Here is a 22,485-nt window from a genome sequence, read left to right on the forward strand (position 1 = left end):
GCGATCCCTCGGCGTCCACACTGCGTTCTCTACGACCTCGACCCGACCGCCGTCGTAGTCGAGGACCTGGATGTGCGCGGCGAGAACCTGGCGCGCGCCGAGCGGGACATTCTGTTGCGGCCAGGCCGCGTAGTCTCCTTCGCGGTCGCGCTGCGGCGGTCAGGCCCTTCTCCAATCGAGCTCGGACCGCCCCTGCAGGGGTACGCCGGGGTGAGAAATGCCACTCACGTGCCGCCCGCGTCACCTGCGTATCGCCCGCGGCGTCGTGGACCGCGGCCGGGCATCCAGACCGGTTGGGGGCAACTAACTAACAACGACTGCGTGGCGTCCGGCAGTTCCCGATCCGAGCGGCCTTCGCGTTGGCCGCGAGGTGGACGTCCAGCGCGGTCGGGCGGCAGTGAGCGGCCAGACGATGACCGTGTTGTCGCTACTGGTGGTGGCCACGGTTTGCGATCCGTCCTGAATGCCACCGAGGTTTGTAGTCCGTTGTATCTGATTACAGCGAGGTCGCCGTGGCAGCTGCGGCCTCGACGGACGTCGGCAGTCCGGTCGACGCGACACGGTCGACGCCGTGGAGATGGTCGGCGACCAGGTCATGGCCGGGCGGGTCGACCATCATCACTCCTCTCGGCGGATCGATAGCACCGATGTCAAACCTCCACGTCCGGCTGCCTTCGCGGAGCCGGAAGCGCCGCATGCCCCACCATCTCCTGGTGGCGACCGACGACGAACGCGAGACGCTGGTTCGCCGGATTCCGCAGGCATGATGAATCGCGGAACGGCCGCGGTCGTCGACTCGCTGCGGGCGGCGCGACCGCGGTCGCCTCAGCCGTCAGGAACGCGCGTCAGGGCGGTGGGCAGGCCAGCGGCCAGCTGTGCAGTGGAGAGTCCGGCCGGTGCGGCCGACAGCGAGGCGATCAGCGATGATGGCGATGTGGGCATGGCTTACTTCGGAGAACGATCAACATGGCGTAGAGAACCTCGATGATCTTCTGAAGCGGTCATGCCCGTCCTGGTCTCCCCGACGTTCGAACGAGCGTGTCTGCCCGGCGACGACGGCGAGCCACCGTTGCGCGGTTACAACCCCATCAAGGGCCTTGCGTTACCGAAGGCGATCCCATACACCCGCCAGATCTTCGACGACACCGACGAGGCGGAGATTCTGATCACCGCCGCGTACATCATCGACCCGGAAATCGGCGACCTGCTGGTCACCGAACTGTCGGTCGGGTTCCGCTGGGGCGAGATCGCCGGCCTGCCCATCCGGGCGATGAACAAGCGGAAGCAGACACTTCAGGTCTTCCAGGTGGCGCGCCGGTACGGGAACGAGTGGCGCATCGAGCCGATGCCGAAGACCGAAGATGGCTTCCGCCAGGTTCCGGTGACGGATCCGGTGTGGGAGATGTTGCAGCGCCGCGCTGACGGCCGCAAGCCGAACGACTTCGTCTTCTACCCGCCCAGCGGTAGCTCGTTCTGGCTGTACCACAACTTCTACAAGAAGTGGGCGAAGATCCTCGAGCTGGCCCAGGCAATGGGCTTTCCGAAACACATGACGCCGCACGGGCTTCGCGCGACACTGCTGACGTGGCTGTCCTCGGAGGTTGACCTCGAAACGCTGCGTAACATCGCCGGCCACAAAGAGGTGATCACCACCTACAAGTTCTACGTGAAGAACAACACGCGCCAGTTCGGGGCGGTCAAGGCGGCCGTGACGCCCCTCGTGGAGGTGGTGTCGAGCTTGCTGCGACCCCGGATGGTAGAGCCGCAACAGCCCGGTGAGTCGGAGCGGGTACGGCCCGGGCTACGGGTCGCGGCCTGACAGAGATGGACTGCGCCCCCGCCGCGAACTCGCGGCGGGGGCGCAGTCAATTGGCGTCCTTGGTCGAGCGCAGAGACGTTCGACGTCGGCGGCGCGGCACGGGCGGCGGCTGTTGCACGGGCAGAAAAGCGGCGGCAAGGTCCTCATCGGTGAATCGGACCGTCCTGCCACCGACGAGACGCCGGTGCGGGATAAGACCGTCCGCAACTTTCTGCCGCAGCGACGATACGGAGATGCGAAGCTTCTTCGCTGCCTCGGCATAGGTGTATCCGCCATCCGTCATGCGTGCCTCCTGCAGGCCGACCGCGTCTTCGCCAACGCTATGGCGCAGCAGTGCTTGCGTTAAGGGCACCGGCGTAGGTGGCACGCGATGACACGTCCCAGCGATGATCAGATAGAGCCAGGTTCGCTTGGGTTTCCGCTGGTCAGAGCCAGCGGTGCCCTCATAACGCTTTTTATGGAGGCGTGCAGGCGGACCAGGCCGGCGCTGGCCTTCGTCGGTGTCCCGTCCGGGCGAAGTTGGCACCGTCGGGGGCAAGTTGTCACCAGCGTGGCACCGTCCGGGTATGTCACCTCCTCCGGTACGGTGCCGGGGTGCTGCACTCGGTGCCCGGCTTGAGCGGTCCGCTGACGACTGAGTTCGAGGTGGGTTTCATTGGCGCGGAGCGGGCGGAGGTTCGCGCGTCGTTGATGGACTCGGTCGGCGTGCCGTTCGAGTGTTGACGGCCGGTGCGGTCGTTTCCGTCACGTCACGGCTCCGCCAACTTCGCCGGACGGGATAGCTTGATCTCCTGATCCGCTGTCCATGCACCGGACTCTCGACGCTCAGACCCGTTCCCCGGCCGATCTGTGCGACGGATCCGGTGACGCCAGTCGGTTTGGCATCGGCGCGCGCAGCCATTACCCGGTGTCAGCGCGGAATTGGGTACCGCACGATGCCGCCGCCGTTGGCCAACTAGGCTGGTCGGCAGGACTGAACATCGCGTAGAGAACTGGACATGACTTTGGCTTTGGGAACGGGCGATGCGGCTCGGCGGCCGATGGTTCGTGTCAAGAAGCAGCCGGCGTCGCCAGCCGCGACCGGTGGGGCGGGTCCAGCATTCGAACGGCGAGTGACGGCGATGGCGTTGGCGCGGCTCATCTCGCGAACGCATTTTCCGGGAATCCCGGATTCGCTTCAACGCGTCGGACTTCAAATGCGATCCCACGGCTACCATTTTGACGATCTAGTGGTATTTGGTTCTGGCGATAGTGATGATCCATGTGCGGCGTGGCAGATCAAGTTCAAGCTAACGGTGACTGCCAGTGACAAAGAGTTTATGGACGTTGTCACCGCCGGCTTGTTCACCCTGGCCGAACAGAACGCAGATCCGTCGGCTGGGATACCGGCCGCAATCGGGGTCATCGCCTTTGGTGCCGCTGACGCCGTAGATCAACTACGCAAGCTGCACGAGTTCGCAGACGGTCACTCCGACGCGGAAACGTTCGAGAAGGTCTTTCAGGCCAACGTCGTTGACGCAAAAGTTCGCAACCGGCTGGTGCAGGTACGTAAGGCCGTCCAACGCTCGATCGATGAGGGTGCGCCTGCGCTTGGGAATCTCAGCACCACGACTCATGCATTGCTCGCGGCCCTCCAGGTCTGGCGACCTGCGACTGCCGATGATGGCGCTGACTACCTCGAGACCCTCAACAGCCTAGGCCCGGTCTCCGCCGATCTCGGCACCACTCCGAAGCGTCTATTCGGGCACATCGGAGACCTAGCCCAACGTTGGGCTCTATCCGCTGGCGTGGTGCGAGAAGATCGGGTCCTGCGTCGTCTGCAGATCATTACAGGGCTTCGCCCAGTCGCCGCGAAGGCCCTCGGCACGGCTGCGGCGCCTGACCGTGCTTCGCTCGATGTGAGCGCGATCGTTCTGGGGCCGATTGATGGACATGCCCTGCGTCCGGCCATCGAAGAGGCTGAGCAGCTCGTGAAGGCCGGCGATGTTGCCGCGGCCGGACGTTTCGCCGACATCGCCGCACAGTTCGAGCAGGTCCAATTCTGGCCTTACGCCAATATGATGCGACGTCGCCAGGCGTCAGCTCTGCACGCAGCGGGTGAGACGGAGCGGGCGATCCTACTCCGTGCGGAACTGGCGTGGGCCGCGGTCGACCGTTTGCAGGCGTGGGAGGGCCGCTTCGTCCTGCATGACGACTACAAGCCCGGCGACGATGCGGCCATGACCGCGATGGCACGAAGGGTCTGGCGGTGCGCCGATGCCGCGGTTGGCTACATGCTCGGCGAGGACTTTATCCGCTTCGTGAGCGCTTTCGATGCTCTTGAAGTTGGAGATCCGCATTGGCTACGCGCCGCGGCTTTTCTTGCCGAGTACGGTGTTGCTCAGGATCAACCGTCCTGGGTCCTAGACCGAGCCGCGCAGTTGACCGCAGGGCTGACCAGTGTGGGCCTCGTGGATGGGCCGGCCTATGCCGCCATCCGTGTCCGCATGTGCCTGGCGGATGTCACCGGTACTTGGGATGCCTTCTTCCGAGAGTTCCGGCGTCGTGCTGATCCGTTCGTCAGGGCATGGCTGAACGCCCGCTATGCGCGCCACTTCGCACTGACTGGCGATGGGCAAGCCGCCGTTGAGTTCTATCTCGATGCTGTCGAGCTCGCCGCCGACCAGGAGAACCTTGACGATGCGGCCGACTGGCTGTACGCCCTGCGTACTGTTCGGTTTTGGTACGAAGACCTCCCGAGGTCCGAGCAGCATCAGATCGCGCAGGCGCTGCGTCCCTTGGCGAGGCCAAGTCGCATGCCGGGCTCGCAGCATGCCGCAGAGTTCGCGCTGCGTGAACTGAGCGGGCCGGAACCCACCAACAATGCTGAGCCGGCTCTGCGTCAGTGGCGGTGGCAGGCGTACGTCCGTGGGCAACTGACCGACGAGATGTATGCGACGGAAACGTTGGCCAGCATGCTGCGACGTACCGGACATGTGGCGGAAGCGCTTGTGGAGTGCGTGCGGGCCGCGCGGAACGACATCGTGTCCAAGATCGCCGAGGGCCTTCCAGAGAGTCGGGTCGATCTTGCTGACCTCAAATCGACAGGTGTGCCCCGCTCTCGCGCCGCTCGATTCACGGTCGCTGCCGCGGCCGCCGACCTACTACCTGACGCTGACGCCAAAACGCTCGCTGTGGAAGCGCTGGCTGTGCTTGCAGAGCAGGCTGCACCTTCGTCGATCAGCCACGCTCGGCGGCCCAAAACCACGGCACTCGAATTTCTTGCTGCGATCGGCTCGGTGCTCACGGCGGCGCAGCGTCAAGAACTGATCGAACACGTCACCACGCTGTTCGGACCCGGGCTGCACCCGAGGAACACCGACGATGCGGTTATGGCCATCGTCGCTACGGCGGTGTCTACGCCCGAGCCCGACGACCACCTCGATCTGCTGGCTCGGGCTGTCGAATCTGACCCTGAGAACGCCGACCGGGTCATGCGTCGTGTGCGTCTGAGCGCTGACCAGGCCGATCGACTCGAAGTCCTGCTGGCGTCCGCTGCCGTCGAGCACCGGCATGTTGCGCTGGCTCTGCTGGTTGCCGGACGGGTGCCAGAGGGCGTTGTCTCCCACGCTGCAAGCGCCGTTGCCCGGGTGATTGAACGAGCGCCGCAGGAGCCCAGCGGCGTCGGCCAGTTCTCGAATGGACCCGAGGCGGGCGTGTTTGCTCGTGTCCTGCCGCCGGCCACTCGCCGCGAGCTGGCCGAAGCGTTTGTGGCCAGTGCCGCGAACCAGGCTGAGGACGCTTGGACGCGTGCGCACGATCTTCGGGGCCTGCACAATCTTGCGGAGTACCTCGACGAAGGCACGCGGGCTGGCATTCGCCCCACGTTGCTGACGCTGGCGCGCACCGCCGAAGCCAATGATCTTTTCGTGTCGTCGGAGGAGCTGGCGTGTTGGGCGCTCAAGGTTGCTGCGCAACTCGGGTTGACCGACGCTGAGGCCGCCGAAGCTGAGCAGCTCGGCCTGGGTCTCCTCCGGGTGGTGCCTCCCGATCTTCAGTGGGTGGTTGCGGGCGCTCTCACACGTGTGCCGGCTGCAACGTCGCGCATTAGTCCGACCGTAAGCGCCTACCATCCCCTGGCGGCGGTCAGGAGCCTTGCAGTCGCGCGATGGCAGTCGGATCCTGCCTCGATCAGCGACGACGCCGTCTTGAAGCTTGCGAAGGACGAAGACGCTAGGGTGCGTCGACAGCTGGCAACGGCCATCGCCGGCGCGGTGGGTTACGCGGACGATGCGCTCGTGGCTCGGCTGCGCTCGGACCTTGCTGGCGATGCGCGACGCAGTGTGCGGCGCATTGTGGTGGCCGTCGGCTGAGTCCCCGTGCAGGTCGGCCGGACGGGGTCTTCGCTCACCGGCAACGTGTACTCGGAGCTCTTGGTTTGTCGCATCGGGCTTATTGCGCGTGCGGGGAAGCGAATCAGTGCAGCCTGCGGAGGGATGCCGGATCGTTACGCAGGCGCAAGTTGGCGCTCGGGCATCTCTGAGTTCTTCCGGGACCCCTGGCTGCCGGTGGTGTGCGCGTTCTTCCTCGTCGAGAGGATCGAGCTGGTCCCACGCAAGCTGGTCGGCGACCTCGGCAACGCGCTCAAGGGCTTGGCGGCGGTGATCACCCGCACCGGCCGGGCTACTCCTCGCCAACCGGCATGACCGCATCACAGCCCCGCCCGCGAGCGCGTCCGCCGGCGAATCCGCCGGCACTCGCCGACCAGGGCCGCGGCGGCCGGATCGTTTTCACACGCGGCTGCTCCGGCGGACCTCTGTGGTGGAGCGCGGCGACCACGCTGCGCCGAGCCGGAGGAGGCGCATCTACGGTGGACCATGACATGGCCAGTTCGCCCAGGCGCGGCGGGCGCCGCCGCCAGGCGCGCAGGGGCCGTCCGAGCGGCCGGTGGGGTGCCGGTGCCCTGGTCGCGGTGATCAACGGGCTATTGGTCGGGGTCGGTGGCGTGTACGCCGCCACGTCCTCGGTGGCGGTCACCGTCTCCGCGGCGGGGGCAGCGGTGGTGCTCGCCGGGCTGATCGTCCTCGTCCACCGGTGACCACGCGCGAGCCGGTGCCAGCCGCCCTAAACAATCTTGATACGAGCTTTTCACACCAAGCCGACCTCGCGGACCTCAGCAGCAGGGGAGGGCAGTCGACGATGACAAGACCGGAGGTCGCCGTGGTCCAAGCGGACAAGGGCCTGGCCCAGGCGCCACCCGAGCCACGCGCTGAGACCCTTCTCGCCGCAGTCGGCGACTACGACGACTTCTTCGACAGCACGTATCCGCTGCTGGTGAAGGTTGCCATGGCGTCCGGCGCCAGCCTCTATGAGGCCGAGGACGCCGCCGATGAGGTGATGGAGGACATCTACCGACGCTGGGGAACGATCACCCAGCCTCGGGCGTACGCGCGCCGGGCCGTGCTCAACGCGGTGGCGAAGGCGAAGAAGCGCGACGGCGAGCGGGTTGGGCGGACCATCGCCAGTGGCCACGTCACCCCGGAGGCGGACGACGGCACCGACCTGTGCGCCTGGGAGAACCGGGAGTGGGTGCTGCAGCACCTCAACACGCTGCCACCCGCGCAGCGCGAGGTGATGGCCGGCGTCGTCGACGACCTGAGCACCGCAGAGCTCGCCGAGGCGCTCGGCAAGACCGAACCGACGATCCGCAAGAACCTGCAATGGGCGCGGGAACGCCTCAAGATCGAGTTAGCCAAGGAGTGGCAACGCGAACAGCAGGTCCCATCCGGTACCGAGACGAGGAGGGAGACCCGGTGACCACCTACGACGATGCGAACCCCGAGCCGTCCGAAGTGCGCGAACCGGCCCTCGACGAGCTGCTGGGCGAGGTGCTCGGGCTCATCGACGAAGTTGTGACGGCCCGGCTGGCCGACGGCGAGCTCGTCCGCCGCCGTGCCCGGATCAAGGCCAACGTGGACCGTGGCCCACTTCCGCCGGCGGCGTGTGGTTCCGATACGGCCCGCACGAAGTATCTGACGGACCTGCCGGGCGTGCCGACCACAGGCAGTGAGTGGCCCCAGGGCCTGGAGGTCTATCTGGCCGTTCGTCGCCGACTCATTGCCGCCGCCGAGCGCGATGCGGAGGAGATCCGGCGCGCCGCACGTCAGGCCGCGGAGGAGTACCGCGATGCCGCCCTCAAGCGCGCCGCCGAGACGGTCGCCGCCGCTCGGCAGGAGGCCGAGCAGATCCTGGCGACCGCCCGGCAGGAGGCTGAGCAGATTGTCGCCGCGGCCGAGGCCGACCGGGAGCACCGGGAGCAGATGAGCGCGACCACCCGGCACTTGATGGCGCCCCACATCGCCGGCGCCTTGCCAGACCTGCCGGCGCAACCCGGCCAGCAGGTCGAGCTCATAGACCCGTGGCAGGCGAGCCGTCGAGGAGAGTTCCATGGCCTGCTCCCGCACCTGCAGCTGGTCGCGCAGGCCCTCAGGCGCTTCGAGGTGGTGGGAATGGGCGGGATGGGTAGCGTGGTCGCAGCCGGCCTGGGCAACGGCGTATGGCACGATTTGGGGAAGGTGTTCCCGCCGGGGCGGACGGCTCGCCACCAGGGATCGTGGGCCCGGTCGACCGCACTGCGGGTACCCAAAGACCCTGCCACCGGCGACGCCTGCGTCGAGGTGCCGTGCAACTGCTCCGCCCGCACGGCTGTCCGCGACTACTGGAATCACGTCCAGAGCCCGGCGGAACAGCCGAAGGGACGCTCGGCGGCAGGCCGCACCTGCCAGCTAGAGCGGCCCATCCCTGTGGCGCTGGCATCACTGCGGGATTACCTGCGGGCGCCTGCGGACCTCGAAAGCGCCGACCTCGTCGACGGCTGGTTGGACTGCCGGGGCGATGCGACGCCCTTCAGCCGGCTGGTGGTAGAGGCGAAGCGCTGCCGCCCGTCGGATGCGGACTTTGACGCGCTTCCGACGACGCCCCGGGCGTGCACGTACGTGGTGCTGTTCGTGAGCCACTGGTCCTTGAACGAGCCGGCCATGTTCCGCGTTGATCCCCACGGCCTCGCGGCCTCCGATGACCTTCCACACGGATGGCGTCCGGGGCGGAGCCGATGAATCACAGCGCTCATCGCCGTGGTCACCGCCGCGGTGGCGAGCGCTGTGATTCAATCGGCCCGAGCTATGCCGTGAGCCTGTTCCGGAACTGGCCGGCCCGGCCATCACCCAGCCGCGCCAGTCGTCATTGCGGGCAAGGTAGACCAGCCCAGCGCGGCGATCACCGCGAGCACGATCAGCACCCCCGGCTCGGTCACGACGTACTCGAGTTCCCCTGTCCGCGACGGCTCCTCGGCCTCGTCGTCCACGGGTCCGGGGATCAGGACGGCGCTGCACGCGTCGTCCTGGTTCCCGCCGCGCCACCGCCACGACGGTGATCCCGGCCCAGGCGACGACGGCGGCAGCGGGCACCGACCAGCCGCGCAGCCGGTCGGTCCACGCCAGCACGGCCGCTGCTACAGCACCAGCGAGGGCGAGGCCATCGCCGACGCACCCGGCCGCGCCGCGGGCCAGGCCGCCGACGACGGACGGCTGATCGTCGGCCCGCACCGGGGCCGGTAGGAACCGGCGACGATCGTTGTATAACGGCTCCTCCACGGTATGTAAGTGTCGTCACCTTCGCCCCGCAACGGCGCACGGGACAGCGGTAGATATCGCCGGAGTGAGTGGGCTTCGTACCGCAGCCTGGCGTCGCAGGGGATCATCGGCATGATGACGACATGCGCGACCGCCCGAACCCTTCCCAGACAGAGCGCTCGCCGCGGCCGTTCACACCAGCCGGGCGGTAGCGTGCCGGCATGCACATTGAGGAAAGTGCGAGCCGGCCCGGCGACGAGCTGCGTGCGAACCTGCGCACCCTCGCCGAGGTGCGCAGGGACACACTGCGCCTGCGCAGCGACCTGGTGGCCGCGAAGGCGACGCTGAGGGACGTGCAGGACCGACTGGCCCTGCCAACTGCACCGACCGACAGGACGCGCTGACGCCTCGACGGCGGCCCACCCTCCCGATCGAACACCGACGGGTACAGTCCGGCCGCACCGTGCGTGTCTTGCCGGCTTCGGCACAGACCTGCTGGCACCGTTGACTCGCTTCATCTGCGCAGCGTGCTCCCCGTGACGGCCCGTCAACCACGGCCGTGTACCGGACGACCGCCCGGACCTCCTGGGCTCCCGCGTCCGGTCGAAACGGAGACCGTATGGGAGATCGTGAGTCAGATGCCGCAAACCCGGCCAGCAAGCCCGGGCCGGGGTACCGCCCGAAGCACCGAAGACCGTCGTCGCACCGCTGGAGCCACCGGCGAGCGGCGTGGCTAGTCCTGCAGCTGGTTGGCATCCTCGTCGAAGACGAGGTCCTGACACGCTACGAGGACCCCACCACGTGGATGAAGGTCCTCGTTCGCTTCAGCTTGTCAACGCTCGAGTTGCGCCCGGACCGTTGACAGCATTGACAGGTCGGCCTGCCCAGCCAGGGCGGGACCGACCTTGTCGGTATTGCGCTCACTTGGGCAGCACGGTGTTTGCCCGAGTTGTCGTTGCCCTAGTGACTGGCACAACGATAGTGGAGAAATGCGCGAGATGTTGTTGCACACTTCCACGCCACGCGGCCACTTTACCGAGTCCACCCGACCGGGTAATGCGGCCGCCTTCGTACAGCGCCGCGACCAGCTCCTTCGCGTGTCCGGCACGACGCCGGCGCAAGCCGTGCCAGAGCCCGGAAGGCCGCTGGCCATCGAAGCCGATCGCCGCGCATCGGCGCCGGCCTGCAGGATGCAGACCGACGATCCCAGCCGATCGTCGTGACCACGCCGACCAACCGGTCCGGGTGATCGAACCTGCCGGGTCCTGTGCTGTGGGTGAAGGCGCAGCTACGTTCGCATAATGGTGGTTGCTGGGGCCGTTGCGATGATGCTGGGGCTGGCCGGGCTGCTGTGGTCGGTGACCTCACGCACCGCGGCCGCTGGGCGCTGGTCGAAATGGCTGCTGTTCTGCGGGATCGTCGGCACACCGGTGGAGATGGTCGGATGCGTGCTACTCGGCCAGTGGGCGACGGGGATCTTGTTCACGGTCGTCGGGTTGCTGGTGTTTACGCAGTGGGAGAGCCAGCGCGAGGCCGACGGCCAGCGGATCTGGCTGCAGCCGTGGCTGGACCGCACTGTGCTGCGCCGCATCCCGCTCAGCCGGCGCTACGTCGATCGGGCCTACGGGGCCCGGGGTGATCGTGGGCTTACCCTGACCGACCTGCGCACCGAGTACGCCAGTGTGATCCTCGCGGACGCCACCCGGGACGCGGTCCTCGACGCCTTGCTCGACAAGGTCGGCTCCAGGCTGCTCGAGACAGTGCTGCGGATCGAAGCCGACATGGGCCCGGCCGCCACCTCCCGGCTCATCACGCGGTACATGATTCTGACTGGCATCGCCAACGGCGTCCTCGCCAACGCCACGGACCCCGGCGTGTCAATCGGGGCGAGTCCGTACCGCGGCTACTCGCAGCCGATGCTGACCATCGCGGCGGCGTGCCGGCTGGGCAGCAGCGACGAGCTCAAAGCGATCCACCACCAGGGCTGAGCAGGGCTCAGCCGCGTTACGACGGCCGCCTATGGGGCGGCAGTGTCGGGGTGAGATTGACCATTTACGCCGCAGTTCTTCCATTTTCGTTGCCTGGTCGGTGTCGGTCAATCGTCGTGCAGTTCTCCCTCGTGGAAGCGGCGGAGTACTTCGGCAACTGTGTCGGCGCGGAAGACTCGGTGGCTTCCTGCGCGTTTGACCACGAGGCCGTAGCGGCCGGCGTCCCCCCATGCGCGGATGGTCTGGTCGGAGATTCCCATGACGCTCAGTTGCTCATACGCCTCTCTCAGTTTGAGCCATCGGGGCTCGTCGGCCTCGGTCACGTTGCACCCCTGGGTTGTCGCGCGCACACGCTGGTTCAGCCATCTTTGCAGGGGCTGCTGCTCTCCGTGCCAGTCGACCACCGGTTCTGTATCCGGTCTTGGACGCAACGGGTGCGGCGTCGGCGCGGCTAACTATAAAAACTATGAAACCTATGAAAGCTGTGCGATAGTGCGTTTATGACGACCACGAACGCCGCGCTGGCGTCCGGCGGACGGCCACTGGACACCTGGTCTGATGCGACTGCCGCTAGGGGGGCGTATCAAAGTCGGTGGCGGTAAGGCCGCTGCAGCGTGTGAGGGTGTGTCGGAGATCGACATATGGCGAGGTCTCCGGTAGAAGGTTCGTCGACCAAGACAGAACTGAACACCGGAGACCTCGTGGACACCCTAGCGGTGACGAGGCGGCATGACCTCACCGACGCGCAGTGGGACCGGCTGGAGCCGTTGCTGCCTGCGCCGCGCCGGCCGGGGCGTCCGTCGTTGTGGAGCAGGCGGCAGTTGATCGATGGGATCCGGTGGCGGGTGCGGGCCGGGACGCCGTGGCGGGATGTGCCGGACTGTTACGGGTCCTGGTCGGCGGTGTATGCGCTGTTCCGGCGGTGGCAGCGGGATGGCACCTGGGCGCGGCTGCTGCGGATGTTGCAGGCGATCGCCGACGCGGACGGGCGGGTGGTGTGGGACGTCTCGGTGGATTCCACGACCGCGCAGGTGAGAACACGTTCAACAGTCGAAGCGATCGTTGGCGGTGTCACCGGGTCCCTGTCCGCGCCCGGGTCGTTGCTGCTCGGCCGGTACAACGAACGCGGCCGACTCCGCTACGTCGGCGCTGCCCACCCCGTCGGCCAGGCCGGGGTCGAACTCGGGCCCGCGCTCGAACGGTATGTGGCCCAGCGGCATGGGGGCGCGGTGCCGCACCCGTGGCCGCAGCCGCTGCCCGCTGCCTGGTCGGGGCAACTCGCGCATCGCCGACCCCTACCGTATGTGGCCGTTCGGCCGACGGTCGTTGTTGAGATCGAGGTGGACACCGCGTTTGACGAGCCGGTCGGGCGGTGGCGGCATCGGGTGCGGTTCGTGCGAGTCCGGGCCGACCTCAGCGTGTACGACGTGCGGCGGGCCGCCGAGTTCTAGACGGTGCGAACCTGTTGCAGCCTGCGACTCCAGGTCAAGACGAGTCGCTGCCCTCCGCCCGCGGCCGAGCGCGACGGAGCCGATCTGGGAGGCGATCTGGGCGGTCCGTGCCGAGGCGTTGCACCGCTCGCGGGTGAGCATGAAGACCCGAGAACGGATGATCCACCAATACGTCCGGGAGCGGTTCGGCCCGGACGTCGCGGTGCCGTCCTACCAGACACTGCGGAACGTGTGGGCGGAGTGGTTCGGACCCGGTGGGGCCCGGCAGCGCTACGCGCGCAGCGCCGCTCGGGTCGAGCCGACCGGGGAGCACGTGGTGGTGCACCGGCCGGTCAGGTGGTCGCGCTGGACACGACGGTGCTGTCGGTGAAGGCGTGCGAGGCAGTCTTCGGCGAGCCAGTGTCGGTGCACCTCACCCTCGCCCTGGACGTCTACATGCACTCGCCCGTCGCGTTCCGCCTCACGCTGGTGTCGGACACTCCGGTCGACATGGCGATGCTGCTGCGCGACGTGATGATGCCGCTGCCGATGCGCCCGGAATGGGGCGAGGACCTCGAGTGGCCGTATCCCGGCGTGCCGGCCGCGGTGGTGGCGGAGTTCGCCGGGCATCGGGTGGCCGGGCTGCCGTTCTTCACCCCGGAGACGATCACCACCGATCACAGCGCGGTCTACAAGAACCACCACCGAGTCGAGGTGCAGCGCGTGATCGGGGCGAACATCCTGCCCGCGCGAGTGCTGCGCCCGACCGACAAACAGGCCGTCGAGCGCGCGTTCGGCGCCATCCAGTCCCTGCTGCTGGAGCTCGTGGGCGGGCACATCCCGGTCGAGGCGTGGCCGACTCCGTGTCGGAAGAGACGGCGACCGGAACCGCGCAGCAGCTCCGGCCGCCGTTCAAGCACCGGCAACAAGTTGCAGCGACCAGCCCTACGCGGCAAGCCGCCGCGAGAGTCAGCAGCACCGGCGCGATTCCCGGCAGCGCCTACCAGTTCGGCAGCAGCGGCGGCGCGAGGCGCTACCGCAAGTGCGATGTCGTTGTGACAACTCCACGCGCCGTGCTCCATCTGCCAACGACCGTGGGTAGCTCGATGTGGACCCGCGCGTGCGTTCGGCTGGCCTCGTACAGCAACTGCGTATGCGTCCCGGACTGTCTACACCGAGGGCAGCGGACGTCCAGTTGCAGTGCCGAAAACGTTCTCGACCTCGTCATTCCCGTCAGGAACTTCATCCACTCGTTTCGTCAGTGAGACTCTTCAGTGTGCTGCTCGACGGCCGCTACGTTGTCGAGGATGTCACCGCGAATCTCGCGAAACGGGCGGTAGGGCCTCAGATGATCAACAGCGGCCACCCCACGCCTTTTGGCTATTTCGCCCATCGGCATCGAGCAAGGGACCTAGCCGCCGAAACCGGCCAACCGAATCCGCAACTACATTAGGTGATCTTCGATGTGATGCCCATCACTGAAACTGTACGCTCGACGCTGGGATAACCGACGGTGGGCTTGTGGAGGAGGTTACTGACCGTTATGTAGCTGTCGGCTGCTTCCCAGCAACGTTGTTGATCTATACCGTCCCTCCTTGCATGATCGGCACGGGGAGGCTTGCATGCTGCGTCGTCGCGGCGGTTTCGATGTTCGTCTGGTTCGGCGAGGTCGTGGTCGGCTCGCGCTGGCCGCCGGTCTGGTGTTGGCGGTGTCGGCGGGAGTGTTGGTAGCTCCGCCGTACGCTGCGGCCGCGCCAGTGCCGGTGTCGTTGCAGCCGGATCGGCCGGCGGAAAAGTCGGTGCCGGTGACGAGCGTGGCGGGCAAGACCGTGCCGCTGGCCGAGTCGGATCGGGTGGGGCAGGCGCCGGCGGCTAAGCCGGTGTGGCCGGCTGGTGGTACGGCGTCGATTGCTGTGGACACGGCCAGTCTCGGTGCGGCCCGTTCCGCGGTGTCGGCGGAGACCGCTGGTGGCGGTGCCGGCCGGGCTGGTGGGCTTTCGGTGCGGGTGCGGAAGCAGGGTCTTGATCCGGCGGACCCGCAGTCGGATCCGAAGGCGGAGACGCGGCTGCTGAGCGCTCAGGGTCCGTCGGCGGTGCGGTTTTCGGTGGCGGATCGGACGGTCGCGGACAAGGCGCAGGTGCAGGGTGTGCTGTTCACGCTGGTCCGCGACGACGGCCAGGCCAGCACCGGCAAGGTCGCGCTCGATGTCGACTATTCGTCGTTCGCGGGTGCGTACGGCGGGAACTACGGCGCCCGGCTTCGTCTGGTGCGGCTGCCGGAGTGTGTGTTGACGACGCCGGAGCTTGCTGAGTGCCAGGTGCAGACGCCGGTCGACGGGGCGGTGAACTCGGATGCGTCGCAGGTGGTGTCGTTCGACGCGGCCAGTGTCGCTGACAGCTCGGGGAGGGTCTTCGCCGCCGGTGGGGGAGCGGACGCGGTGGTGCCTGCGGGTGGTGTGGCGGGCTCGACGCCGTTGTCGTCGACGGGGAACTCCGCGTCGACGTCGACATTGGGTTCGACGCCGCTGACGGCGGCGCCCGCGGGTCAGGCTGTGTACGCGCTCAGCGCCTCCCCGTCGAGTTCGGGCGGGGACTACACCCACACGTCGCTGAACGAGACCTCCGGCTGGGCCGCAGGGAGGCAGGGCGGCGAGTTCGGCTACTCGGTGCCGTTGAAGATGCCGCCGGGGTTGGGTGGTCCGGTGCCGGATGTGATGTTGCAGTACTCCTCGGCGAGTGTGGACGGTCGGACCGCGGCGAAGAATGCCCAGTCGTCGTGGGTTGGTGAGGGCTGGGACTACAGCCCGGGGTACATCGAGCAGACGTACCGTCCGTGCAAGGACGACGGGTGGACCAACAACGACCTGTGCTATCTGTCTGATCCGCCGATGACGATGTCGTTCGGCGGGCACTCCGGCCGGGTGGTGCAGGACATCTCGAGACAGAACTCGAACCAGAAGTGGCATCTGGAGTCCGACGACGGCTCGCGGATCGAGCTGCGCACCAACGCGAGCAATGGTGACGCGCAGGGCCGGTACTGGAAGCTGACCACGCAGGACGGCACGCAGTATTTCTTCGGCATGAACAAGCGCTACGCGGACGACACGCAGGAGACGAACAGTGCCCAGAACGTGCTGGTGTACGGCAACCATTCGTGGGAGCCGTGCCACAGCACGGTGCATGACTGGTGGTCGGGTTGTGACATGACGTATCGGTGGAACCTCGACTATGTCGTGGATCCGCGGGGCAACACGATGACGTACTTCTACACGAAGTTCAAGGGTAAGTACGGCAACTGGAACGGTACCGACACCCACGTCTACGACATCAACGTCATGCTGGATCACATCGACTACGGCACCCGTGCGGGCACGGAGGGGGCTTCGGGCGCGAAGGCGCCGATGCAGGTGAAGTTCCAGCCCGCGGTGCGATGCTTGACCGAGCCGTGTGCGGGTCATCCGGAGAACTGGCTGGACACGCCGTGGGACCAGTTCTGCGACACAACAGTGACGTCGTGCGCGGCCCATCAGATCCCGACGTTCTGGAATCCGTACCGGCTGTCCTGGGTCACGACGAGTATGTGGTCGCCGGCGACCAACAGTTACCAGGCCGCCGACACGTGGACGCTGAAGCACGCCTTCCCCGCGTCCGGCGAGACTGGTGTGTCACCGTCGCTGTGGTTCGACTTCCTGGAACACACCGGCTTCGACACCACCAGCCTGGCCGCGCCGACCATGCACTTCGGCGGCGATCGGCTCAAGAACCTGGTCGCGAACGCCGGCCCGTACTACCAGCACTACCGGATGACGTACATCGACACCGGCACCGGGCACATCACCACTGCGGCGTACTCGACGCCGGAGTGCACCATCGCCAACGTCAACGGAGTGCCGTGGGACCAGTTCCCGCTGCGCTGCTATCCACAGTGGAACGGCGTGGGCTGGAACTACTTCCACAAGTACGTCGTCATGAAGGTCACCGACACCGACGCGCTGACCGGTTCACCGAACGTGGAGACCAGCTACGACTACAGCACCGCCGGGTCCAGCACGAACACGCTGTGGCACTACGGCAGCGACGAGGCGGCCACCAACGCCCACCGCTCCTTCACCGACTTCGCCGGCTACAGCACCGTCACCACCACCGTCGGCGCCGTCGGTGGCCAGCAGACGGTGACGAAGAAGGTGTACTACCGCGGCCTGAACGGTGACTATACCTCCGCCGGCCCCGGCACCCGCCAAGCCACCATCATCGGCTCGGGCATCGTCCCGGGCGCGGCGCAGGGCCCCGGCCCGGGTCCGACTGCACCCCCGCGCACTGACGCTGACGGCCTGCGCGGCACCCTCCTCGAGGAACAAACCCTCGACAGCGGCAACATCGTGGCCACGACGATCCACGCTCCGTGGGTTTCCGTCACCGGCTCCCGCAACACCAACACTTACATCGGCACCATCTCCTCCCGGTATAACCGCGAAGCGACGACCAACGCCGGCACCTGGCTGCCGGTGAGCGGCACCTGGGGGTGGGGCCGGACGACCCACACATACGACACGACGTACGGTCTGGAAACCGCGGTCAAGGACGACGGCGATCCGAATATCACCACCGATGACGTGTGCACCACCAACACCTACGCCACGCCCGACGAAACCAAATGGATGATCAACTACGTGGTGCAGCAGGTGAGCACAACCTGCGCCGCCACGCCGACCGCCGCTGACTATCTGGCCGGCAGGCAGACGTTCTACGACTCGACCACCACGGTCGGTGCCACGCCCACCAAGGGCCTGACGACGATGACCAAGACGCTCAGCGCGGTCAACGGCTCGGCCCTGACCTGGGCGCAGGCCAGCCGGGCAGGCTACGACAGCTACGGCCGCCTCACCGACGGCTACGACCAGCTGGACAAGCACTCGACCACCGTCTACAGCCCGGCGTCGGGCAGCGCGGTCACGTCGATTACGGATACGAATCCGCTCGGCCACGTCACCGTGACGACGCTGAACCCGCTGCGGGCGCTGCCCGTCACGGTGGTCGACGCCAACAGCAAGACCACCACGGTCGAGTACGACCAGCTGGGCCGGCTGACCAAGGTCTTCCGCCCGCACGCGGCGGCGAACAGTCCCGCGACCAGCCTGCCGGATCTGGAGTACACGTACACCCTGCGCTCTACCGGCGGCGCGAACGTCGTGGCGACGAAGAAGCTCGGCCCCAACGGCAACCAAATCGTCAGCTACCAGCTCTACGACGGGCTGATGCGGCTGCGCCAGACCCAGGCCCCAGGCCCGCAGGCCAACGGCGGGCGGGTCATCACCGACACCGCCTACGACGGCCGCAACCTCGTCGCCAAGGCTTCCACGTTCTGGAACAGCGCCGCACCGAGCGACAGTGTCGCCGGGTTCGCCGACGCTGACGTGATCGCCCAGCACCGCTTGACCTACGACGACGTGGGCCGGCAGACGGTTGACGCGCTGTGGTCTGCGAACGCGCTGAAGTGGCAGACCACGACGCTGTTTCAGGGTGACCGGGTCGCGACCACCCCGCCATCTGGCGGCATCACCGCCCAGGCGTTGTTCGACGTGCGGGGCAAGACTACCGAGCTGCGGCAGTTCGCCACCTCGAACCTGGCCGGTTCATTCACCAGGACCACGTATACCTACGATCGGCTCGACCGGCTCACCGTCACCACCGACCCGGCCGGGAATACCTGGACCAGCCACTACGACCTGCGCGGCCGGGTCGACTCGAGCAGCGACCCCGATGCGGGCTCAACCACCGCTGTCTACGATGAGGCGGACCGGCTGACCACGACCACCGACGCCCGCGGGATCAGCCTGACGTACACCTACGACGATCTCGGCCGCCGCACGGCCGTCTACGACGGCACGAACACCACCGGGTTCAAGCGCACGCAGTGGACCTATGACACCGTCGCCAAGGGCACGCTCACCTCGTCCACCCGTTACGTCGGCCAGGACGCCTTCACCACCACGGTCACCGGCTACGACGACGCCTACCGGCCCCTCGGCACGACCACGGTCATCCCGTCCAGCCTGAACCTGCCCGGCCTGCCCGCCGGTAGCTATACCACCAGTACCACCTACAACGTCGACGGCTCCGCCGCCACCCTCACCTATCCCGCCGCTGGTGACCTGCCCGCCGAAACCGTCACTACCACCTACGACAGCACCGGCCTGCCGCTGACCCTGACCAGCCCCACCACCACCTATGTGGCCGGTACCAGCTACTACGACCTCGGCGCCCCCTACCAGCAGATCATCGGCAGCGCCGGGAAACGCATCCGGCAGACCACCACCATCGACCAGGCGACCGGCCGGCTCGTCGCCGCAGCCACCGACACCGAAAACCAGTCCACTCCGAACACCTGGGTCGAACGGCTGACCGAAACCTATGGCTATGATTCCGCCGGCAACGTCACCTCCGCCAAGGAAACCAGCGCCAACGCGGTCGTGGCCAACGAATGCTTCCAATACGACACGCTGCGCGAACTGACTGAGGCGTGGACCACCACCGCCGGCACCTGTCAGACCACCCCGACACAGGCCGTCGTCGGCGGCGCCGACCCTTACTGGACCAGCTACCAATACCAGCAGACCACGGGCAACCGCACTACCGAAACCAAACACGCCGCCACCGGCGACACTATTCGCACCTATACCTACCCGGCGTCCGGCACCAACGCGGTACGGCCCCACACCATCACCAGCATCGCCAGTACCGGCGCAGTCAACGGCACCGACTCCTACACCTACGACAACACCGGCAACGCCCTGACCCGCGCCATTGCCGCCGGCCCCAACCAGACCCTCACCTGGGACAACGAAGGTCACCTCGCCACCGTCACCGACACCACCGGCACCACCAAATACACCTACGATCCAGGCGGCAACCGCCTCCTCGCAATCAACCCCCAGGGCACGACCGTCTACCTCGCCGGGCTCGAACTGCACCAGCAAGGCACCACCACCACCGCTACCCGCTACTACGGCGGCATCGCCGTCCGCAGCACCGTCGGCGGCCTGTCCTGGATGTCCGCCGACCCGCACGGCACCGGCACCCTCGCCATCAACGCCACCACGTTGACCACCACGCACCGCCGCCTCGACCCATACGGCAACCCTCGCGCCACCACGAGCGTGGCTTGGCCGTCGACGCGCGGCTTCGTCAACGGCACCATCGACAACACCGGCTTGACCCACCTCGGCGCCCGTGAATACGAACCCGCGACCGGCCGGTTCATCTCGGACGACCCCATCACCGACCCGGCCGACCCACAACAGATCAACGGCTACAGCTACGCGGCCAATAACCCCAATACCGGCAGCGATCCCTCCGGTCTAAGGACCTGTAACGGCGACGACGATTGCGGCGGCGACGACTGTAACGGCAACCCGGCGTGCCATTCAGGCAAGGCGCCCCCGCCTCCGCGCAAGTCGAAGCCAAAGCACGCCACCACACAGGAAGACCACAACAGGCCGCCAACCCCCGACCCAACCATTGACTACTACTCAAGGGACGTCAACGGAGACGGAACCGACGACGTCGGAGATCCGTTCAGATTTTGGATGAATGTACTCGGCGCGCCGCCGGCTCCGCCACACAGCCCCAAAGAGGGGGAAGTAATCCTCGTCGGCGGCGAAGGCACACTCGCGGGACGGGCACTTCAGGTCTGCGAACAAATCGAGGTGGCCTGTTCGGTCTACTTCGAGGCTCAACTGATGATGCTTTGCGACTGCCGCACCGAGATATACCACCAGAAGGTCTCCAAGGGTGAGGTGCAAGTCGTTCCAGGCGGAGCGGCTGAGGGTGCAGGTGCGCGTGCAGCCGAAGAGGCGGCGGCGAAATCGTCTCGTATTCGGCCAGTCAACATCAACGGCGAGTTTGACCAAATCGCCAGGGACATGGGACTTAACGGTCAGGTCGAACTGAAGGACCTTGCCTGGGGGGCGAATGTGCGAGGCGCCGGATACATGCGAGCAACGATGACTCGGGAGCGGCTCGAGCAGATGCACATGACGAAAGACCGAGCGATGCAGCTTCGCGACTTGTACGCGCAAGAATACATTTCAAACCCGAAGAATTCAACGGCATCTGCGCGCATGCAGTTGCAGCAGTACTACGTCGAACTCCTATCCTGAACATGATATTCGCCCTCAGCCCTGCTTCTTCTTGGCAATCTCGCCGAGCTGACGTCTCCTCGTCCTCTCCCGGAGCAGGTGGACCTAGCCCGCCGTCGCGATCGGGCGGGTATGAGTCATGAAGTGATAGTGCACGCGGTTTAGATGGGTGTCGACCAATTAGATTGTCGCAGTTAAGGCGGTGAAGAAGATGGGACCTGATGCGAGCGGCGATGAACTCTACTGGGATCCGATCGCAAGTGTGGAGGCGATGTTCCCCTTCGATGAAAATCGCCTACGGCCGACGCCCGAACACGTCTTTCTTGGTAATTGGGAAGATCGGAACTGGCGGAACGTTCCTGGACCCTTCTATGGCGCCATGACGGATTCGTGTTGGGTTGGCAGGATTTATGCTCCACGTCATTTCCTCTACGGTGATGACAATGATGGCGACTCTGAGTTCCTGTATCGGCAGCCCCGCGACAGTGATGATCTGACCGCTGTGTTGCGTGGAATGCAGGCAGACCCATTTTCGGGCTGGGCCCGAGATGGTGACGTGCATTGGACGCCTGCGTTGGTTCGAGAGTGGTGGGGTAATCGCAATCGGCTGCTCGAATGGATCGCGGAAAAGCAAAGACATTGGATATATGGCGATGAAGCTGAGCGTGAAGCCGTCTCTGGTCTGCTGGACTATCGAGCCTACATCGACGCCGATCTCGCGAATGATTTGCGTCTCTACCTTTACTTTCTTGACAATGGGAATGGTCCGCTGCCGGGAGTCCGATTGCCAGATGTTTAAGGGGCTGCACCATTGAAAGGCCGGGCGTGCAATGGGAATCGCACACTGATGCACGATCAGGTTCTGCGCGTCGGCTTGAGCACCGTTGAGAGGATCAGCGCATTGATCGAGGTTGGTTCGCATAAGGGCGGAGCCCATCGAGGGTATACGGGGAGTTCGTTCTCCAGCGCGGGGAAGACGACCCGACCATCGTCGTCTGGGCGACGGCTCCCGAAACCTGGATCATCGACGACGAGGCCCACGACCAGTACGCACACCTGCAGGGCTGCGGCACGGCCGCAAACGCATCGCCCGCCGGATGCGCGCGGCCGGGATCCGGGGCAAGAGCCCACGCCGTTGGCAGGTCACCACGATCCCGGACCCGAACGCGGCGAAGCGCCCGGACCTGATCGGCCGGGACTTCACCGTCGACCCAGCGGCGATCGACACCCGCTGGTGCGGTGACATCACCTCATCAACACGTGGGAAGGCTGGCTGTATCTGGCCACCGTCATCGACCTGGCCTCCCGCCGCGTCGTGGGCTGGGCCGTGGCCGACCATCTCAAGACCGACCTGGTCGACGCCGCCCTGACCGACGCGCTGCGCCGCCGCCGGCCCGCCGACGGGTTCGTGTTCCATTCCGACCGCGGCTGTCAAGGCGAATTCAACCGATCGTCGCAACACCTTGATCGCGGAGGTGGGCGATGGGTAGGAACACGAAG

At 66.5% G+C, this 22,485-nt stretch carries 18 protein-coding genes and 1 pseudogene; 15 read left to right on the forward strand and 4 right to left on the reverse strand.

Annotation, left to right across the window (positions count from 1 at the left end; translation table 11 throughout):
* Nucleotides 1-496 precede the first annotated feature (496 nt).
* Nucleotides 497-697 carry a hypothetical protein gene (locus ABD352_RS29480; RefSeq protein WP_344615771.1) on the reverse strand — a complete coding sequence of 67 codons (201 nt, stop codon included), beginning with the start codon at nucleotides 695-697 and terminating at the stop codon, nucleotides 497-499.
* A gap of 306 nt (nucleotides 698-1,003) precedes the next feature.
* Between ABD352_RS29480 and ABD352_RS29485 the strand changes: the two genes are divergently transcribed.
* Nucleotides 1,004-1,819, forward strand: a complete 816-nt coding sequence (locus ABD352_RS29485; RefSeq protein WP_344615772.1) for a tyrosine-type recombinase/integrase — start codon at nucleotides 1,004-1,006, stop codon at nucleotides 1,817-1,819.
* Between the two features lie 46 nt (nucleotides 1,820-1,865).
* Here ABD352_RS29485 and ABD352_RS29490 read toward each other — a convergent pair whose 3' ends face one another.
* Nucleotides 1,866-2,102, reverse strand: coding sequence for a helix-turn-helix transcriptional regulator (locus ABD352_RS29490; RefSeq protein WP_344615773.1), 237 nt, complete (start codon nucleotides 2,100-2,102; stop codon nucleotides 1,866-1,868).
* A gap of 311 nt (nucleotides 2,103-2,413) precedes the next feature.
* On the opposite strand from ABD352_RS29490, the gene ABD352_RS29495 reads away from it, so the two are divergent.
* The 6 genes from ABD352_RS29495 to ABD352_RS29520 all read left to right on the forward strand — a co-directional run bounded on the left by ABD352_RS29495 (nucleotide 2,414) and on the right by ABD352_RS29520 (nucleotide 8,913).
* Nucleotides 2,414-2,542, forward strand: coding sequence for a hypothetical protein (locus ABD352_RS29495; protein WP_344615774.1), 129 nt, complete (start codon nucleotides 2,414-2,416; stop codon nucleotides 2,540-2,542).
* Between the two features lie 389 nt (nucleotides 2,543-2,931).
* Complete coding sequence (locus ABD352_RS29500) at nucleotides 2,932-6,171, forward strand: ATP-binding protein (RefSeq protein WP_344615775.1); 3,240 nt, start codon at nucleotides 2,932-2,934, stop codon at nucleotides 6,169-6,171.
* Between the two features lie 123 nt (nucleotides 6,172-6,294).
* A complete protein-coding gene (locus tag ABD352_RS29505) occupies nucleotides 6,295-6,504 on the forward strand; it encodes a hypothetical protein (protein WP_344615776.1) in 210 nt (69 codons plus the stop codon).
* Between the two features lie 176 nt (nucleotides 6,505-6,680).
* Nucleotides 6,681-6,896, forward strand: coding sequence for a hypothetical protein (locus ABD352_RS29510; protein ID WP_344615777.1), 216 nt, complete (start codon nucleotides 6,681-6,683; stop codon nucleotides 6,894-6,896).
* A complete protein-coding gene (locus tag ABD352_RS29515; protein ID WP_344615778.1) occupies nucleotides 6,893-7,615 on the forward strand; it encodes an RNA polymerase sigma factor in 723 nt (240 codons plus the stop codon). Before ABD352_RS29510 ends, ABD352_RS29515 begins: the two co-directional genes overlap by 4 nt.
* A complete protein-coding gene (locus ABD352_RS29520) occupies nucleotides 7,612-8,913 on the forward strand; it encodes an ATP synthase F0 subunit B (RefSeq protein ID WP_344615779.1) in 1,302 nt (433 codons plus the stop codon). Before ABD352_RS29515 ends, ABD352_RS29520 begins: the two co-directional genes overlap by 4 nt.
* Before the next feature lie 104 nt (nucleotides 8,914-9,017).
* Here the strand turns inward: ABD352_RS29520 and ABD352_RS29525 are convergent, their stop codons facing one another.
* A complete protein-coding gene (locus ABD352_RS29525) occupies nucleotides 9,018-9,161 on the reverse strand; it encodes a hypothetical protein (protein WP_344615780.1) in 144 nt (47 codons plus the stop codon).
* 489 nt (nucleotides 9,162-9,650) lie between these two features.
* Between ABD352_RS29525 and ABD352_RS29530 the strand changes: the two genes are divergently transcribed.
* The 3 genes from ABD352_RS29530 (at nucleotide 9,651) to ABD352_RS29540 (ending at nucleotide 11,417) form a co-directional block, all read left to right on the forward strand.
* Nucleotides 9,651-9,833: a hypothetical protein gene (locus ABD352_RS29530; RefSeq protein ID WP_344615781.1), complete on the forward strand. Its 183-nt coding sequence runs from the start codon at nucleotides 9,651-9,653 to the stop codon at nucleotides 9,831-9,833.
* Between the two features lie 585 nt (nucleotides 9,834-10,418).
* Nucleotides 10,419-10,652 (forward strand): hypothetical protein, encoded by a 234-nt coding sequence (locus ABD352_RS29535; protein ID WP_344615782.1) that lies wholly within the window; start codon nucleotides 10,419-10,421, stop codon nucleotides 10,650-10,652.
* Nucleotides 10,653-10,730: 78 nt separating this feature from the next.
* Entirely contained in the window at nucleotides 10,731-11,417 is a 687-nt protein-coding gene (locus tag ABD352_RS29540) for a hypothetical protein (RefSeq protein WP_344615783.1), read from the forward strand.
* A gap of 107 nt (nucleotides 11,418-11,524) precedes the next feature.
* On the opposite strand, the gene ABD352_RS29545 is transcribed toward ABD352_RS29540, so the two are convergent.
* The gene (locus ABD352_RS29545) at nucleotides 11,525-11,740 is read right to left on the reverse strand and encodes a MerR family transcriptional regulator (protein ID WP_344615784.1); all 216 of its coding nucleotides are present in this window, start codon (nucleotides 11,738-11,740) and stop codon (nucleotides 11,525-11,527) included.
* 378 nt (nucleotides 11,741-12,118) lie between these two features.
* On the opposite strand from ABD352_RS29545, the pseudogene ABD352_RS57750 reads away from it, so the two are divergent.
* The 5 genes and pseudogenes from ABD352_RS57750 to ABD352_RS57755 form a co-directional block, all read left to right on the forward strand.
* Nucleotides 12,119-12,448 (forward strand): annotated as a pseudogene (locus ABD352_RS57750) (transposase); the annotation flags it as partial.
* A 756-nt stretch (nucleotides 12,449-13,204) separates the two neighbouring features.
* Nucleotides 13,205-13,906: a hypothetical protein gene (locus ABD352_RS29555; protein ID WP_344615785.1), complete on the forward strand. Its 702-nt coding sequence runs from the start codon at nucleotides 13,205-13,207 to the stop codon at nucleotides 13,904-13,906.
* 563 nt (nucleotides 13,907-14,469) lie between these two features.
* Nucleotides 14,470-21,006: an RHS repeat-associated core domain-containing protein gene (locus tag ABD352_RS29560; RefSeq protein ID WP_344615786.1), complete on the forward strand. Its 6,537-nt coding sequence runs from the start codon at nucleotides 14,470-14,472 to the stop codon at nucleotides 21,004-21,006.
* A 181-nt stretch (nucleotides 21,007-21,187) separates the two neighbouring features.
* Nucleotides 21,188-21,784 carry a hypothetical protein gene (locus tag ABD352_RS29565; RefSeq protein WP_344615787.1) on the forward strand — a complete coding sequence of 199 codons (597 nt, stop codon included), beginning with the start codon at nucleotides 21,188-21,190 and terminating at the stop codon, nucleotides 21,782-21,784.
* A 453-nt stretch (nucleotides 21,785-22,237) separates the two neighbouring features.
* The coding region (locus ABD352_RS57755; RefSeq protein WP_425553686.1) for a DDE-type integrase/transposase/recombinase at nucleotides 22,238-22,485 on the forward strand (248 nt) is incomplete at its 3' end.

It is taken from the genome of Dactylosporangium salmoneum, from assembly GCF_039532525.1.
Taxonomy (GTDB): Bacteria; Actinomycetota; Actinomycetes; order Mycobacteriales; family Micromonosporaceae; genus Dactylosporangium; species Dactylosporangium salmoneum.

Excerpts from the sequence above, each read along its gene's own strand:
- ABD352_RS29485 (WP_344615772.1), top strand. The coding sequence starts at position 1,004 with ATGCCCGTCCTGGTCTCCCCGACGTTCGAACGAGCGTGTCTGCCCGGC.
- ABD352_RS29535 (WP_344615782.1), top strand. The coding sequence starts at position 10,419 with ATGCGCGAGATGTTGTTGCACACTTCCACGCCACGCGGCCACTTTACC.
- ABD352_RS29490 (WP_344615773.1), bottom strand. The coding sequence starts at position 2,102 with ATGACGGATGGCGGATACACCTATGCCGAGGCAGCGAAGAAGCTTCGC.
- ABD352_RS29530 (WP_344615781.1), top strand. The coding sequence starts at position 9,651 with ATGCACATTGAGGAAAGTGCGAGCCGGCCCGGCGACGAGCTGCGTGCG.
- ABD352_RS29510 (WP_344615777.1), top strand. The coding sequence starts at position 6,681 with ATGGCCAGTTCGCCCAGGCGCGGCGGGCGCCGCCGCCAGGCGCGCAGG.
- ABD352_RS29540 (WP_344615783.1), top strand. The coding sequence starts at position 10,731 with ATGGTGGTTGCTGGGGCCGTTGCGATGATGCTGGGGCTGGCCGGGCTG.
- ABD352_RS29505 (WP_344615776.1), top strand. The coding sequence starts at position 6,295 with ATGCCGGATCGTTACGCAGGCGCAAGTTGGCGCTCGGGCATCTCTGAG.
- ABD352_RS29560 (WP_344615786.1), top strand. The coding sequence starts at position 14,470 with ATGCTGCGTCGTCGCGGCGGTTTCGATGTTCGTCTGGTTCGGCGAGGT.
- ABD352_RS29480 (WP_344615771.1), bottom strand. The coding sequence starts at position 697 with ATGCGGCGCTTCCGGCTCCGCGAAGGCAGCCGGACGTGGAGGTTTGAC.